The organism is Fimbriimonadaceae bacterium (genome assembly GCA_019638795.1).
Classification (GTDB): Bacteria; Armatimonadota; Fimbriimonadia; order Fimbriimonadales; family Fimbriimonadaceae; genus JAHBTB01.
The window spans coordinates 360357-376006 of the sequence record JAHBTB010000001.1; the positions used below are offsets into that span (position 1 = coordinate 360357).

At 64.2% G+C, this 15650-nt stretch carries 15 protein-coding genes; 9 read left to right on the forward strand and 6 right to left on the reverse strand.

Going from position 1 to position 15650, the window contains the following annotated elements:
- Positions 1-133: 133 nt before the first annotated feature.
- The 4 genes from KF857_01775 to KF857_01790 are packed head-to-tail and all read right to left on the reverse strand — an operon-like array spanning position 134 to position 5160.
- A complete protein-coding gene (locus KF857_01775) occupies positions 134-877 on the reverse strand; it encodes an ABC transporter ATP-binding protein (protein MBX3110711.1) in 744 nt (247 codons plus the stop codon).
- Positions 874-2085 carry an ABC transporter permease gene (locus KF857_01780; GenBank protein MBX3110712.1) on the reverse strand — a complete coding sequence of 404 codons (1212 nt, stop codon included), beginning with the start codon at positions 2083-2085 and terminating at the stop codon, positions 874-876. Before KF857_01780 ends, KF857_01775 begins: the two co-directional genes overlap by 4 nt.
- Positions 2086-2090: 5 nt before the next feature.
- Positions 2091-3866: an efflux RND transporter periplasmic adaptor subunit gene (locus KF857_01785; GenBank protein MBX3110713.1), complete on the reverse strand. Its 1776-nt coding sequence runs from the start codon at positions 3864-3866 to the stop codon at positions 2091-2093.
- Positions 3867-3873: 7 nt separating this feature from the next.
- On the reverse strand, positions 3874-5160 hold the full coding sequence (locus tag KF857_01790; protein MBX3110714.1) for a TolC family protein: 1287 nt from the start codon (positions 5158-5160) through the stop codon (positions 3874-3876).
- 119 nt (positions 5161-5279) lie between these two features.
- Between KF857_01790 and KF857_01795 the strand changes: the two genes are divergently transcribed.
- Positions 5280-6368, forward strand: coding sequence for a class I fructose-bisphosphate aldolase (locus KF857_01795; GenBank protein MBX3110715.1), 1089 nt, complete (start codon positions 5280-5282; stop codon positions 6366-6368).
- A gap of 81 nt (positions 6369-6449) precedes the next feature.
- On the forward strand, positions 6450-7259 hold the full coding sequence (locus KF857_01800) for a S1/P1 nuclease (protein ID MBX3110716.1): 810 nt from the start codon (positions 6450-6452) through the stop codon (positions 7257-7259).
- Here the strand turns inward: KF857_01800 and rmuC are convergent.
- Positions 7234-8634, reverse strand: coding sequence for a DNA recombination protein RmuC (gene rmuC, locus KF857_01805; GenBank protein ID MBX3110717.1), 1401 nt, complete (start codon positions 8632-8634; stop codon positions 7234-7236). The two genes, KF857_01800 and rmuC, sit on opposite strands and share 26 nt — an antisense overlap.
- A 51-nt stretch (positions 8635-8685) precedes the next feature.
- Between rmuC and prpB the strand changes: the two genes are divergently transcribed.
- Entirely contained in the window at positions 8686-9567 is an 882-nt protein-coding gene (gene prpB, locus KF857_01810; protein ID MBX3110718.1) for a methylisocitrate lyase, read from the forward strand.
- On the opposite strand, the gene KF857_01815 is transcribed toward prpB, so the two are convergent.
- The gene (locus KF857_01815) at positions 9533-10909 is read right to left on the reverse strand and encodes an Nramp family divalent metal transporter (GenBank protein ID MBX3110719.1); all 1377 of its coding nucleotides are present in this window, start codon (positions 10907-10909) and stop codon (positions 9533-9535) included. The genes prpB and KF857_01815 overlap by 35 nt on opposite strands.
- A gap of 186 nt (positions 10910-11095) precedes the next feature.
- Here KF857_01815 and KF857_01820 point away from each other — a divergent pair, with 186 nt between their 5' ends.
- The 6 genes from KF857_01820 (at position 11096) to KF857_01845 (ending at position 15615) form a co-directional block, all read left to right on the forward strand.
- Positions 11096-12238 (forward strand): citrate synthase, encoded by a 1143-nt coding sequence (locus KF857_01820; protein ID MBX3110720.1) that lies wholly within the window; start codon positions 11096-11098, stop codon positions 12236-12238.
- Between the two features lie 66 nt (positions 12239-12304).
- Positions 12305-13318: a M28 family peptidase gene (locus tag KF857_01825; protein MBX3110721.1), complete on the forward strand. Its 1014-nt coding sequence runs from the start codon at positions 12305-12307 to the stop codon at positions 13316-13318.
- Between the two features lie 14 nt (positions 13319-13332).
- Entirely contained in the window at positions 13333-14154 is an 822-nt protein-coding gene (locus KF857_01830; GenBank protein MBX3110722.1) for a hypothetical protein, read from the forward strand.
- Between the two features lie 90 nt (positions 14155-14244).
- Positions 14245-14952: a hypothetical protein gene (locus tag KF857_01835; GenBank protein MBX3110723.1), complete on the forward strand. Its 708-nt coding sequence runs from the start codon at positions 14245-14247 to the stop codon at positions 14950-14952.
- A complete protein-coding gene (locus KF857_01840; protein MBX3110724.1) occupies positions 14949-15146 on the forward strand; it encodes a hypothetical protein in 198 nt (65 codons plus the stop codon). Before KF857_01835 ends, KF857_01840 begins: the two co-directional genes overlap by 4 nt.
- Before the next feature lie 37 nt (positions 15147-15183).
- Positions 15184-15615 carry a winged helix-turn-helix transcriptional regulator gene (locus KF857_01845; GenBank protein ID MBX3110725.1) on the forward strand — a complete coding sequence of 144 codons (432 nt, stop codon included), beginning with the start codon at positions 15184-15186 and terminating at the stop codon, positions 15613-15615.
- Positions 15616-15650: the final 35 nt, after the last annotated feature.

Genomic DNA, 15650 nt, shown 5'->3' on the forward strand with positions numbered 1-15650 from the left:
GCTCAAAAAGGTGAACCCGACCGCATTCCACATCCACCGCGGAACCATGATTCTCATGATGGGCGATCAGAAGCGCGAGTAGGCACAACGCCTGACGGCATCTTGACTTTTTTGATGATATTGACCGACAGGCCTAGGCACTCTCGGCTTCTTCGGGAGGCGGCAGGGCGGCGAGCACGTCCCGAGCGTCGGTCGGCGACTCGACCTTTTCGTCGCGCTGGACGCGACCGTCCCGGAACCGGATGATCCTTTTGCAGTGTCGGGCCACCTCTTCTTCGTGGGTGACAATGACGATGGTCTTCCCCGCTTGGTTGAGTTCCTGGAACAGGGCGAGGACCTCCTCGGTGGTCCGGGTGTCGAGGTTGCCGGTCGGCTCGTCGCCCAGGATGAGGACCGGGTTGTTGACGATCGCCCGGGCGATGGCGACCCTTTGTTGCTGGCCGCCCGAGAGCTCGTTGGGCTTATGCCCGATGCGTTGGGCCAGACCGACTTTGACCAAGGCTTCCTTGGCCTTCTCTGTGCGGTTCTTGGCCCCCGCGTACATGAGCGGAAGCTCAACGTTCTTCAGGGCGCTGGTCCGCGGCAAGAGGTTGTAGGACTGGAAAACGAACCCGATCGTCTTGTTCCGGACGTCGGCGAGTTGGTTGTCGGTCATCCGGCTGACGTCTTGGCCGTCCAAGATGTACTGGCCGTGCGACGGCCGGTCCAGGCACCCGATCAGGTTCATAAACGTGGACTTGCCCGAGCCCGACGGCCCCATGATCGCGACGAACTCGCCGGTGCCGATGGTGATGTCCACCTCACGCAAGGCATGGACGACCATCTCGCCCATCGTGTAGTCCTTGCTGAGCGCATGGGTCTGGATGACGTAGCTCATTCGTGTCTCAACGCCTCGATCGGGACGAGGTTACTGGCTCGGATCGCCGGGTACAGGCCAAAGAACACGCCGACCGCCACGGAAAAGCCGAAGGCCGCGGCGACTCCGGCCATGTTGAGGACCGGGGGCACCTGCAAGGCGGTGGCGACCAAGTTTGTGGCGAAGACACCGAGCACCATGCCGATCACCCCTCCCAAGAAGCACATCACGACGCTTTCATACAGAAACTGGGCGAGGATAGATTCACGCCTGGCCCCAATGGCCTTTCGCAACCCGATTTCGCGCGTCCGCTCGGTGACGCTGACCAGCATGATGTTCATGATGCCGATACCGCCGACTAGGAGCGATACCGAGGCGATGCCGGCAAGGAGCCAACTCAGAATCTGCGACTGGGTCTGGATCTGCTGCAACGTGTCGGCCTGGTTGAAGACGCGGAACAGTTCCTCACCAGTCGCGCTGACGCGGGTCTGCCACAAGACGTCTTCGACCTGGGACTGGGTCAACGGCAAGAACTCGCTGCTCATCGCCGTCATGGAGATCATCCGCACCCGGTCCTTGGTGCCCATCATGCGGTTTTGGGCGGTCTTCAGCGGGATGTACACCTGGTCGTCGGGGTTGTTCCACCCCGAGCCACCCTTGTAGTCCACGACGCCGACCACCGTGTAGTTTTGGGTGTCGATCTTCACCGTCGTGTCGATGGCGTTGTCGTTGCCGTAGAGTTCGGTGTAGACCTGGTAGCCCAAGACGACGACCCGGTTCTCCATGGCCTCGTCATTGTAGGTGTACCACTTGCCCTGGAGCATCTTGTTGGAGTTCATGATGTCCTTGATCACGGGCTCCGCTCCGGTGATGTTCGTCCGCTTGTCGTTGCCGCTGAAGCTCACCGTCCGGTTGCTGTTGACCATCCCGGTGATGTACTTGACCAGCGGCACGTTCTTGCGGATGCGCTCGACGTCGGACATGCGCAGGGTGCTGGCGTCGTCTTGGCCACGGCCGTGACCCCGGCCCCAGTTCGGCATGACGGTGATGCGGTTCGACCCCATGACCTCGAGTTCGGCGAGGGACTTCCGCTTCGTCCCCTCTCCGATGCCGATCATGGCGATGACCGAACCGACGCCGATGACGACGCCGAGCATCGTCAGGGCCGACCGAAGCTTGTTCGCACCGACGGCCCGGACCGCGCTATCGAAGCTGTCTCCAAAGTTCATGTCGTCTATCCTCCCGAACGGGCCCGTGGGGCCGCCGCACCAGCACGCGATCCGCTGGTCGCTTGGCTGCCTCCCCGGCTCGTGCTGGGGCCACCGCGTCGCTGCGTGCCAAACCCGCCGCCTTGCTCGGCCTGTTCGATGCGCTGCTGCCGGTCCCGAAGCTCGGCCAAGTTCAATTCGGCCACGACGACTTCGTCACCGTCTTTGATCCCGTCCGTGATCTCGACCATGTCGTTGCCGCGGTCGCCGACCTTCACCGACCGCCGTTCAGGTTTGAGCGGGTTGCTCGACCTGACGAGGACGTACGATCCTTGGTCGTCTTGCTTAAGCGCCTGTTGGGGCACCAGCATCACGTTCTCCTTCGCCAACTGGATGAACTCACAAGTGGCGTTCATGCCCGGGCGCAAGGGGGTCTTGGTCTGGTCGACCTGGTCGAGCCCGGTCAATTCGACGCGGACCTTGATCGACGTGATCGAATTGGCTGTCGTCGCGGCTGGGAAAATCTTGCGCACTTTGGCGGGGAACTTACGACCCGGATAGGCCTCGACGACGACGTTGACGTCCTGGTCTTCGTGGATGCTGGCGATGTCGGCCTCGTCGACCGCGCACTCGATAAAGAGTCTGGTGACGTCGCTCAACTGGACCAGGCTGGTGCCCTGGGAGAAGGTGCTCGTCCCCGGCGGGATGATCGTGCCCTCTTCGAGGTACTTGAGGGTCACCACGCCGTCACGCGGCGCGACGACCGTCGTGCTGTCGAGCTGGACTTTGGCGTTTTCGAGCGAGACGCGGCTGCGCACCATCGACGCCTTGGCGTTCTGGATGTCGATCCCTCGGGCCTTCACGGTGAGTTCCCGGTCTTGGGCCTGCTTGAGGGCGACCCGTGCCCCCGCGAGAGCCTGTTCGGCGTCGCGGACGGTCTGCTCGGCGAGGGCGACGTCCTTGCCGTTGGCCTGGGCTTGGCGTTGGGTCTGGACAGCCTGGCGCACACGGGCCTGGGCGGCGGCGGTCTCGCTGGTCAAGGCGGCCTCCAACGTCCGTTGGCGCTGGAGCGCCGAACCGTAGGCCGCCTGGGCCGAGGCGACTTCCGACTCGGCGGCTTCGACTGTGTTGAGGGCGGAGTACCCCTGGTCGACGAGAGCTTTTTGCCGGGTCAGGTTGGCTTTGGCGTTGTCCAGGTCGACCTTGGCCTTGTTGAGGGCGACCCGGGCGTCCTCACGCCGTTGGGGGGCGTCGACTTCGGTCAGTTGGCGCAACGCCTCCTGCTGGGTCCGCAAATTGGCGTCGGCGGCCCGTTGTTCGGCGTCGGTCAGGGTCGGCTGGACCCGGTTGTCGGTGCGGGCGCGCTCCAAGGCGATCTTCGCCTGGGCCAGACGGCGCTCGGCGTCCTGGACCCCCGTGACCATTCCCCTCTTTTCGATGGCGGCATTGGTCTCGGCGGTGGCGACCCTGGTCTGGGCGGAGGTCATGTCGGCGGAAGCCTGGTCGTAGGCGGCGCGGGTGTCGCGGGGGTCGATCTCGGCGATCTTGTCGCCCTTGTGGACGAAGTTGCCTTCCTCGACATACAGCCGGACGACCTCGCCGCCGGCCTTGGACTTGATATCGACTTGGGTCAGGGCGACGAGCGTGCCCGTGGACGATGTGGACCGGATCAGCTCACCCTTTTCGACCGGCGCGTACCGATATTCGACTTCTTGCCCTTTGTTCGTGCCCGCGAGCATCCACCAAACACCGGCCACGATCCCGACGACAACCGCCGTGATCCAGATCCACCTTCGATTCATCCTTCGTTCAGTCCTTTTCGCCCGGCATCGGTTGTCCGGTGGCGAGCCGGAACCGCACGTCGCTGGTCAAGAGATCATAGACCGCTTCGACGTAGTTCGACTCAGCCGTCGCCAAGCTGACCTGTGACGTCAAGAGGTCGATGAGCGTGGCGGCCTTCTCTTGGTAAGCCCCACGAGTCATCGTGTAGTTCTGGCGCGCCACCGTCCGAGCTTCCTCTGCCACCTTCAACCTGTCACGGTTCTGCTTGAGTTCCGCAAACGAGCCCTCGATGTCCGCCCGGGCGTCGAGCTCGCTCTGCCGCAGAGACGCCTCTGCGGACCGAAGGTTCAGTTCAGCCGACCGTAACAGGCTCTTTGACCTTTGGCCGTCATACAAGGGGACGGAAACTTGGAACTGCAGGAGGCGAGAGTCAAAGACGTCTTGCCCAAACGACTTCGTGAAGGAGGTCGACAGCGAAAGATTCGCCATTGAGTCGAGCTTGGCGGCCCGGACACGTTGCTTTTGCGCCTCGACCTGGCGGCGCGACGCCTGCAAGTCGGCACGGGCCTCAAGGCCTTCACGGATCGCTTGGTCGAGCTCTGGCTCGGCCCCGATGGCCGGCGGTTCGACCGCTTCCAGCTGAGGAGACGCGGCCTCGTCCCAGCCGATGATCGCCCGGAGGTTAGCGTCCGCGTTGGTCATGCGGTTCTTCGCCGCCAGAGAGCTTGCCTGCGCGTTGAGCATGTCGGTCTGGGCCTGGAGTTCCTCGCGCTTGGCCGCGTCACCCAGGCTGACCCGCACCTGGGTCGCCTTGAGCGACTCCGTCGCCCGGGAGTAGTTGGCTTCCTGCACCTTGAGCAATTCGCTGGCCCTCAGGGCCTCAAAGTAGCTCACATGGACGTTAGACAGCGTCACGCGGAGGGTTTGGAGAGCACTGAACTCGCTGGCGTCCAAGCCGTAGCGGGCGATGCGGTAACTCGTGTCGCGCCCCCCGTTGTCAAGGAGGAGCCAGCTCGCGGTGATCTCGGTCGAGGTGGACGAACTGTTCGTGCTCCCCCGGAACGGCCCCGTCGAGTTGTTGGTGCGCCCGTCACTGTAAAGGAAGCTCGGCGTCACGGTCGGGAGGAACGCGCTGTAGGCGGCGTCGACTCCTGCCTTGGCGTTCAAGTAGTCGAAGCGCGCCGCACGGACGAGGCCGTTGCGCTCCTTGGCCATTTTCAGCGCGTCAGCCAGCGATACCTGCTGGGCGCCTGCCCAACAGGCGAGCGCCAAGACTCCGGACATGATGACGGGTCGCCAGTTCTTCGTTCCCAAGGTGATTCCCCCACGGCTGTGGCCGGTCGGCCACGCCCAACCTTATACCAAGGTGACGCACTGCGCAGTTGCGCGGTGTCGCAATAGGCCCAGGCAGGTCTATCGGCCACAATCACGGTATGGCTTCGACCGCATCCAGCTCGATCGACCACATTGCCGCGACGTTGGGCAAAGAGGGCGAAGGGTTGCTCACCCACGTGTGCAAGACCGTCCCCAAGGAATCCTTGCACCTGCCTGGCGCCGACTTCGTCGACCGCGTCTGGGCCATGTCCGACCGGAACGTGCCGACCTTGCGCAGCATCCAGACCCTGTTCGGCCACGGCCGTCTGGCGGGCACGGGCTATCTGAGCATCCTCCCGGTGGACCAAGGCATCGAGCACTCGGCGGGAGCGAGCTTCGCCGCGAATCCAGCGTACTTTGACCCGGAGAACATCGTCAAACTCGCGATAGAGGGCGGGTGCAACGCGGTCGCTTCGACCCTCGGTGTCCTGGGTGCCTGCAGCCGGAAGTACGCCCACAAGATCCCGTTTGTCGTCAAGGTCAACCACAACGAGTTGCTCACCTACCCCAACAAGAGCGAACAGATCCTCTTCGGCCAGGTGGAACAGGCCTGGGAGATGGGCGCGGTCGCCATCGGCGCGACCATCTACTTTGGCAGTGACGACGCCACGCGGGAGATCGTCGAGGTCAGCCAGGCCTTTGCCCATGCCCACGAACTCGGGATGGCGACGATCCTTTGGTGCTACCTACGCAACAGCGCCTTCAAGAAGGGTTCGACCGACTACCACCTGAGCGCGGACCTCACCGGCCAGGCGAACCATTTGGGCGTCACGATCGAGGCCGACATCATCAAGCAGAAGATGCCCGAGTGCAATGGCGGGTTCACGGCGCTGAACTCGGGTTCGAGCAGCTACGGCAAGCTTGACGAACGGATCTACTCCCAGCTGACCAGCGACCACCCCATCGACCTGTGCCGGTATCAAGTCGCGAACTGCTACATGGGCCGAGCCGGGTTGATAAACAGCGGAGGCGCCAGCGGGGCCAACGACCTGCGAGACGCCGTGACGACCGCGGTCATCAACAAGCGGGCAGGTGGTATGGGCCTGATCTCGGGCCGCAAGGCGTTCCAAAAGCCGATGGCCGAAGGCGCCGCCCTGCTCCAGTCAATCCAAGACGTCTACCTCTGCGACGGCGTCACGATAGCTTGACCACTTCTTGTCATTGGTCCCCTGCCGTGGCCGGGGACTGATGACTGGTCGCCCGGCGAGATTTCCAGGTCAAATAGCGCCGTGAAAGCGCACCTGGTCGCCTTGGCCCTCCTTGCCCCTTGTTCGGCCCTGGCATGGCATGACACCGGCCACCGTCTGGTCGGGGAGATCGCCTGGAGGAGCCTGAGCGGCCCCGAACAGGCCAAGGTCCAGGCCATCCTCGACAAGCTGACTCCCAAATACCGGAGCCTTCAGGGCGCGTGTGTCCTGCCCGACGACGTCAAGCGGTTCCCCGAGTCCGAGACCGGCTACAAGCAGGACCGGTCGAAGTCGAACTGGCACTACTTTGACAAGTCGGTCTCACCGGGGCACGAAGTCACCGACGACGACGGTCAGTTGATGAGAAGGCTGCCCGAGCTCATCACCAGCTTGACCTTTGACCACGAGCCCACCGAAGCCAACGCCCTCAAGCTCGCCATGTTGGGGCACCTGGTCGGCGACATCCACCAACCCCTTCACACGAGCGCGTTCTATCTGCCCGAGACGGCCAAGTTCGACCGCGGCGGCAACGATTACAAGCTCCAAGACAACCAGCACAACCTCCACTACCTGTGGGACGCCCTGGCCACCGGTGACGTCGACCGGCTGGTCGAGAAGATCATGCGCGACCACCCGGAGAAGTCGTACTCCCACCGTCGACTGACGGTCGGCCCAGAGGTGTGGGCGGACGAGAGTTGGAAGATCAGCAAAAAGTTTGTGTACTCGACGCCCCGGGGTCAAAAGCCGAGCCAAGAGTATATGGACAAGGCCCAACGGATCGCTTATGACCAAATCGCCTTGGCGGGATACCGCTTGGCCGAAACGATCAAGACGATTCTGAAGGGTCGCTAAGGGCCAGACCTGGCAGCGCGTCGCCGATTAACTCCGCTGATTTCAGCACCCGGGTAGGTTTGTGGACGGGCCTGGGTTCGACGATAGGCTTCGTCGTCTGCACACCCGCGTCCTTGAACCGGCGGGCGGCAGGAAGGACGTTGCGCTCAAGCGAGCCGCCCAGCGCCTCGTAACTGTCGACCGCCTTCGACAGGTTCTTGCCCATGTCGTCGTAATAGGCGGTCATGTCGCCCAGGGACTTGTAGAGGCGTGCGGCGTCTTGTTGGATCTGCTTGGCCTCATTGGCCAACTTTTCCTGTTGCCAGCCATAGGAGACCGCGCGCAAGAGCGCCAAGAGGGTCGTCGGGGTCGCCACGACCACGTTGACCGCCATGCAGTCCTCGATCAGACTGGGCCGGGCCTCCACCGCCGAGCGGTACGAGGATTCCGAACTGACAAACATGACGCTGAAATCGACCGCCTCCGACTTGTGGGTGTAGTCCCTCTTTGCCAGCACCTTGGCATGCTCGTAGAGCTTGGCGGCGTGGTCGTTCACCAGCACCCGTGCCGATTCAGGGGAGTCGGCGTTCTGCGCCTCAAGGTAGGACTTCATCGGGGCCTTAGAGTCGACGACCAGTTCCCGCCCTCCCGGCATCTTGACGATGGCGTCGGGCCGCTTGCCGTCGTCGAGGGTCGGCTGGAGGACGTAGTCGACGTTCTCGGTCATGCCCGCCAGCTCGAACACGCGCTCCAGCACGAACTCGCCCCACTGACCGGCCTGACCCGAGTCTTGCAATGCCCGGACCAACCGCGTCGTCTCCGTCGAGAGCTTCACCTGGTTTTGGTCAAGTTCGGTGATCTTGTTGAACAGCGCGCCAAACGACGTGTTGCGGGCCTGTTCGAGTCGCTTCGTCTCTTCGTCCAACTTCGTCAGGCCGTCTTTGACCGGTTCAAGCAACCGTTCGATCCGCACGCGGCGTTGCTCGTCCTCCCCCTCCAAGGCCTTTTTGTAGCCGTCGAAGACGGCCTGGACGTCTTTCTGCAGGGCTTCGCGCGACTCGGTGAGGGCCTTGCCGGCAAGGTTGGCAAAGGAATCGGCCATGGCCTCGCGGGCCGTCTCATAGGCGGCGAGTTTCTCGCCGTGGGCCCTCTCCCGCTCGGCCAACTCGGTTTCCAAGCGGGTGACGGCGAACCCGTACTCGCTGAGTGAGTTTTGGGCTCCTTCCAAGTCTGCGGTCGCCTTCCGCAACTGCTCGTCCTGCTCGGCGGCCCGGCGACTGGCGGCGTCCAGCATGACTTGCAACGCGGACTGCCGGGCCCTCGCCAGAGTCCAGGCGAACGCCCCACCGACGACCAGACCGACGAACACGCCCACGACGATCCAGAGGCCGTCCATTTCAATTACAGTATATCCTTGTCTGGGTCTTTGCACGGGTAGGCTTCTCCCGTGATCCACGCCCCCCTCGACCGACCCGGGCAACAGCTGCGCGACATGATGGCCCGGGGCACCGTCGTGATGCCCGGAGCATTCAGCGCCCTGACCGCCTTGGCCGCCTACAAGCAAGGGGCAAAGGCCGTCTACCTGAGTGGCGGGGCGGTCACCAACAACCTGGTCGGCGTGCCCGACATTGCTCTGGTGACCTTGGAAGAGATGGCGGGCACCGCGGCCCGGGCCTGCCAGGTCGCCCCGGTGCCGGTGGTCTGCGACGCCGACACCGGCTTCGGCGAGGTCTGGAACGTCGTGCGAACGATCGTCGAGATGGAACGCGCCGGCTTGGCCGGGGTCCACCTGGAAGACCAGGTGAGCCCCAAGCGGTGCGGCCACTTGGACGGCAAGGACGTCGTGCCGCGCCAACAGATGGAAGCCAAACTACGGGCCGCCGCGTCGGCCAAGCGTGACCCGTCGTTCCTCGTCATCGCCCGCACCGACGCCCGGGGTGTCGAAGGGATGGACGGGGCGTTGGACCGCGCCAAAGCGTATGTCCAGGCCGGTGCGGACGCCGTGTTTCCTGAGGGCCTGACGAGCGAGGCAGAGTTCGCCGCGTTCCGCGAGGCCGTCGACGTGCCGTTGCTCGCCAACATGACCGAGTTCGGCAAGACGCCGTTGATCCCCGCGTCCCGGTTCGCCGAACTCGGCTACCAGATGGTCATCTTCCCGGTCACCGCGTTGCGAGTGATGTTGAAGGCGGTGGAGGACTTCTATGCGGAGTTGCTCGCCACCGGCACCCAGGCGGGGTGGATGGACAAGATGCGCACCCGGGCCGAACTGTACGACACGGTGGACTACGACGCCTTCACGCGGCAAGACGCTGAGTGGTCGCGACCGTAGGGGCCGGCTTCACCCAGCCCGAGACCGTGTTATAGAGCAGGTAGACGTTGAGCGCGATGATGACCGTCGCGACCGTCCAGCCCACCACTTTCGTGAGCGGCTTGTTCACAAAGGGCCCCATGAGCTTCTTGTCGCCGGTGAACTTGAGCAAGGGCACGATGGCAAACGGCAACTGGAGGCTCAGCACCACCTGGCTGAAGACGAGGAGGTCCATCGCCTTCCCTTCGCCATAGACGCCGATGATGAAGACGGTCGGCACAATGGCGACGACCCGGGTGATCAGCCTCCTCGCCCACCCCGGGATGCGGAGGTCGAGGAACCCTTCCATCACGATCTGCCCGGCCAACGTCCCCGTGATCGTCGCGTTCTGTCCGCTGGCGAGCAAGGCGACGGCAAAGAGCGTCGAGGCCGCCGTCACCCCCAGGACGGGGGCGAGGAGTTTGTACGCCTGGTCGATCTCGGTCACTTCGTGACGCCCGTGGAAGGCCGCCGCCGACACGATGAGGATCCCGGCGTTGACGAACAGGGCGAGAAGCAGCGCGATGTTCGAGTCCCACGTCGCGAACTTAAGGGCCTCACGTTTGGCGGGTTCGTCCTCGCCGACCGCGCGCGTCTGGACGATGCTCGAATGCAAGTACAGGTTGTGCGGCATCACTGTCGCGCCCAAGATGCCGATCGCGATGTACAGGGCGGTCGGGTTAGACACGATCTCGGGCGACGGGACGAACCCACGGGCGACCGCGGCCCAGTCGGGGTGCGCCCAGAAGACGACCAGGGCGAAGCACGCGCCGACGCCGAGCACCAGCAGGGTGACGAGCCCTTCTAGGACGCGGAACTTGCGCCCTTGCAGGAGCAGGACGACCAGCACGTCGGCAGCGGTCAAGACGACGCCCCACACCAGCGGGATGCCGAACAGCAATTTCAAGGCGATGGCCGAGCCCAGCAACTCGGCCAGGTCACAGGCGGTGATCGCCAGTTCGCACAGCACCCACAAGACCTTGGAGACCCACGGCGAGTATTGGTCGTGGCAAGCCTGGGCGAGGTCGCGGCCTGCGACGATCCCCAGCTTGGCGCACAGAGACTGCAGGAACATCGCCGCAAAGTTGCTGAGCAAGATGACGGCCAAGAGGAGATAGCCGAACTGGCTGCCACCGGCAAGGTCGGTCGCCCAGTTGCCCGGGTCCATGTAGCCGACCGCGACCAGGTAGCCCGGCCCGGCGAACGCCAAGAACCGCTTGAGGCCGCGGAGGCCGGAGACGCCGACCGTCCGGTGTGACTCGGGCAAAGACGGCATGGACGGCTTCCGCCGCCAACCGTCAAGTAGGCCCGAGTTCCATGTCATGGTTCGATCTTACCATTGGCTAAATCTCTTTGCCACACCTATTCTCGGAAATATGGGGCCAGGGACTCACATTTGGCCAGCAGGTAAGATCATTTCGATAAATGAGTGGTCCGGCGACCGGACCGCATGTGGAGCGGCACATGCCGCGATGTGGGGTCGCCCGGCCAGTTTCAACGGCGAATGGCCATGAGCGCGACGACATACCCGAATTACAGCCCCGGACTCGAAGGCGTGATCGGTGGCATCACCACCATCAGCGACATCATCAGCGAGACAAGCACCCTCGTCTACCGTGGTTACAACGTCCACGACTTGGCGAGTAACGGCTCGTTTGAGGAGACCGCTTACCTCCTGCTCTTCGGCCACCTGCCGAACCGGACCGAGCTTGACGGCTTCAAGGCGACCTTGGCCGCGGAGCGCGAGGTGCCCGCCCAGGTCTACACGGCCCTGCAGCAGCTGCCTCCCACCACCCACCCGATGGACATCGCCCGGCTTGGCTTCGCCGCGTATGCCCCGTTCGACCCCGACTATGCGGCACCGTCCACCGACCACGAGGCCAACCTCCGCAAGGCGGTCCGCATCGTCGCCAAGGCCAGCACCATCGTCGGCAACGGGCACCGCATCCGGACGGGCAAGGCTCCCCTGGCGCCCCAGGCCGGCCACAGCGTCGCCGAGAACTTCCTCTATCTGGCCAACGGCACAGAGCCGGACGCGGACACGGCCCACGTCATGGACTCGTCACTCACCCTCTATGCCGAGCACGGGTTCAACGCGTCCACCTTCGCCTGCCGGGTCTGCGTCGCGACCCTCAGCGACCTCTACAGCGGCGTCTGCGCCGGCATCGGCACCCTGCGCGGGCCTCTCCACGGCGGCGCCAACGAAGAGGCGATGAGGATGCTTCAGGAGATCGGCACCCCCGAGAACGCCGAACCCTGGATCCGCGACGCCCTGGCCAACAAGAAGAAGATCATGGGCTTCGGTCACCGCGAGTACAAGAAGCGTGACCCGCGCGCCATCTACATGACCAAGGTCGCCAAGGATCTCGGCGAGAAGACCGGCGACACCAAGTGGGGCAAGATCGCCGACACGCTGGAGCACATCATGGAGACGGAGAAGAACATCCACCCCAACGTGGACTTCCCCGCCGCCTACGCTTACTACCTGCTCGGCATCCCCGTCGACCTCTACACACCCATCTTCGTCATGGCCCGCGTGTCCGGCTGGACGGCGCATATGGTGGAACAGTTGGCCAACAACCGCCTGATCCGGCCGAAGTGCATCTATGAAGGCCCGACCCACGCGACGTGGGTCCCCGTGGACGAGCGCTGAACACCGTGAAGGGCCCCTGCGAAAAGCTAGGGCCCTTTTTGTGTCTGACCGGCCACAATGTCCGACATGAAGCCGATTCTGCTGGCCGCCGCGCTCATCGCCATCGCCCCGGCCGCCGAACAAGTCCCGCCCGCGAGTGCGGACTACCTGCGGGCCCACGAGAAGTTCCTTGCCAGCGACCTGCTCGAAGGCCGAGGGACGCCGAGTCGGGGGCTCGACATCGCCGCCCAGTACATCGCGAGCGAATTTGAGAAGTACGGCCTGAAGCCGGCCGTCGGCGACAGCTACTTTCAGGAGACGACCTACAAGAGCCGCCAAGGCGTCGAGGGCAAGGTCCGTAACGTCGTCGGCGTGCTACCGGGCAGCGACCCCAAACTCAAGGACACCTACGTCCTCGTCACCGCCCACTACGACCACCTGGGCGTCCGCAAGAAGGAGAACCCCGAGCCCGGTGAGGACCTCATCTTCAACGGGGCCAACGACGACGGGAGCGGCACCGCCGGGGTGATGGAGTGCGCCCGTATCCTCAGCCAGATGAAGACCCGGCCCAAGCGGTCGATCGTCTTCATGTGTTTCTGGGGGGAGGAGCAGGGTCTGCGCGGAAGCGCCTATTACGGCAAGAACCCCGTGTTCCCCCTGGCGGCGACGACCGCCCAGATCAACCTGGAACAGATCGGCCGGAGCGACAGCGACGAAGGAGTCAAGAAAGCCGGGTTCAATATCACCGGCGCGACCTACAGCGACCTCCCCCAGATGATCGCCAAGGCGGCCGCGACCGTAGGCGTCAAGTACATCGAAGACCCGCAGCACAGCGACCCCTACTTCATGGCGAGCGACAACGGCGCCCTCGCCATGGTCGGTGTCCCCGCCCACACCATCAGCGTCGCATACAGCTATTCCGACTACCACCGGGTCGGCGACCATTGGGACAAGCTGGACTATCCGAACTTCGCGTTGGTCGTCCGGGCGGCCGCGACCGCAGCCTACGCGGTGGCCGACTCCACTGCCGAGCCGAAGTGGAACACCGAAAACCCGAGGGCGAAGCGCTATGCCGAGGCCCGGGCAAAAGGCGGCGGCTAGGGTTCAATCGGCCCGTGCCCCGCGTCCTTGACTACCCGATCCGTAGCGGCTACTTTGCCCACCGCGTCCAAGTCGAGGAGACTGTCTGCGACGTCCAGACAGAGTTTCAGCGGGTCGAGGTCGTCGAGACGGTCGAGTTTGGGCGGATGCTCTTGCTTGACGGTCACATCCAACTGGCGACCCGCGACGAGCACGCCTACCACGAGGCCCTCGTCCAAGTGCCCCTTCTGAGCGTCAGGGAGCCGAAGACAGCCCTCGTGGTCGGCGGCGGTGACGGTGGGGTCGTCCGCGAGATCTGCCGCCACGACAGCGTCCACAGGGTTGACATGGTCGAAATCGACGGCCAAGTCGTCGAACTGGCCAAGAAGCATTTGCCCTCCCTCAGCGCCGGGGCGTTCGACGACCCCCGGGTGAACCTGGTCGTCGGCGACGCCTTCCCCTGGGTCGCGGCATGCGAGCACCAATACGACTTGGTCGTCGTCGACGCCACCGACACCTACGAGGACGAGGAGGGCGAGCTGAGCGAGATGCTCTTCACCCAGCCGTTCTACCGCGACTGCCTGCGCTTACTGGCACCGGGCGGATTCGTCGTCACTCAAGCCGACAACCCGATGTACTGCCCCTACAGCCTGGACGCGGTCGTCCGCTCGTTCGAGGAGGTCTTTCCCCGTGTCGGCCACTACTGGGGCCTCGTCCCCTCGTTCGGCGGCTTCTCGGCGTACTGCTGGGCCAGCAAGGGCGCATTGCCCGCCGACGACCTGCCGCCCCACTCCCTTGGGCTCCGCTACCTAGACCAGACCACGTACCGGCTTGGCCTTGGCCCGCTACCTTTCTAGCTAGGGACCGGACCAGTTTCGTCTCCGGCACGGTGCGCTTACCTGGCCCGCCGGACCGCTCGCACGGCACAAGCCCAACCAGGTGCGAGCATGAAGCGCGCGTTTGTTTGTTTAGCCCTCCTCGTCAGCGGTCTGGCCACCGCAGCCTCGACGGGCAGCGAAGCCCTGCCCTCGATGACCCACCCGTCGTGGGTCAAGTCGTTCGACCGCGCTTCGGAGGCGGTCGCCAAGAAGGAGTACAACAAGGCCCTCGCGTTCTTGACCGGCGCGGTCTATGAGCATGGGGTCACGGTCTCCCTGGACACTTCGTCCTGCCCGGGCGAGGTCGAGCGGGTGAGCAAAGCGGCCCGGCGCGCCCACGCCGCGTGGGAACGTGTCCTAGGGTCTGACTGTCCGATCCGCCTCCTGCCTAACGACCAGGCCGCCGACCTGACGATCGTCGTGGTCAGGTCGATCCCCCAAGAAGGGGACGCCTTGGGCCTGATCGACATGAAGAAGACTTATGCTTGGGGCGTCGGGAGCCACCGGTCCACCAGCACGGGCAAGATCAAGGTCATGACGTCCTTTCAGGGGAGCGGTTTGGACGACGACGAGCTCACCGAGGTCGTCTGCCACGAGATGGGCCACCTGCTCGGCTTGGCCGACCTTGACCACACCGGTTTCCTGATGGGCCCCCTGGTGCGCCACGACTCGGTGACCGCTCCGACCCCCGAGGAAGCGCGCGCCGTGCTCCAGATCCGCAAGAAGTTCCGGACGATGATCGACGACGTCCGGGAGACGGCGAGGCGGGCCGCGTGAACGAAGGCGGTGCGCCGAACCTCGCCAAGACGTTGGACAGCCTCCGGCGTCTGGAGGCACGGATCCTCAGCGCCATCGAAGCGGCTGAAGGCGGCCCGCCGGGTGAGGAGGGTGGAGGAGAAGACCGTCGGACCCTCGGGACCGCGCCATGGTCTCCGGCCCGGTCTGAAGGCCCCATCGACATCTCCGCATGATCTTCTTGCTTCCTAAGGATTTGGTAACCTGACCTCCATGCCCGAAACCCTGGGTCCACGCGTCGCCACGGTCTACGAACTGCAGTCCGCTTGGCTGAGCCCCCGCCTCAAGGCGAAGGGGATCAGCTGGACGACGTTCCAATTGATCGCCGCGGTCCACGCGGCAGGGGACGACGCTTCGCAAGTCGAAGTGTCGAGGCGCTTGGGCGTCTCGGCGGCGACCCTGAGCGAGTCCGTGCGCGACCATGTGGCGAAGGGGATCCTTGAACAGGTGCCGTCGCAGCAGGACCGACGGGTGAAAGTCTTGCGCCTGACGAGCCGGGCAACCGGATTCTACCGCGACATCTCTTCCCTGGTGAACGAGTGCGAGGCACTGATGAGCGCCGGACTGTCTGCAAAAGATGTGGAGAGTTGCGCGAAAACCTTAGATCAAATGATCCAAAAGCTCGAACGCGCCGTCGACGCTTGACCTACAATGGCTTTACCCCTGACGGCCCAGTGTTT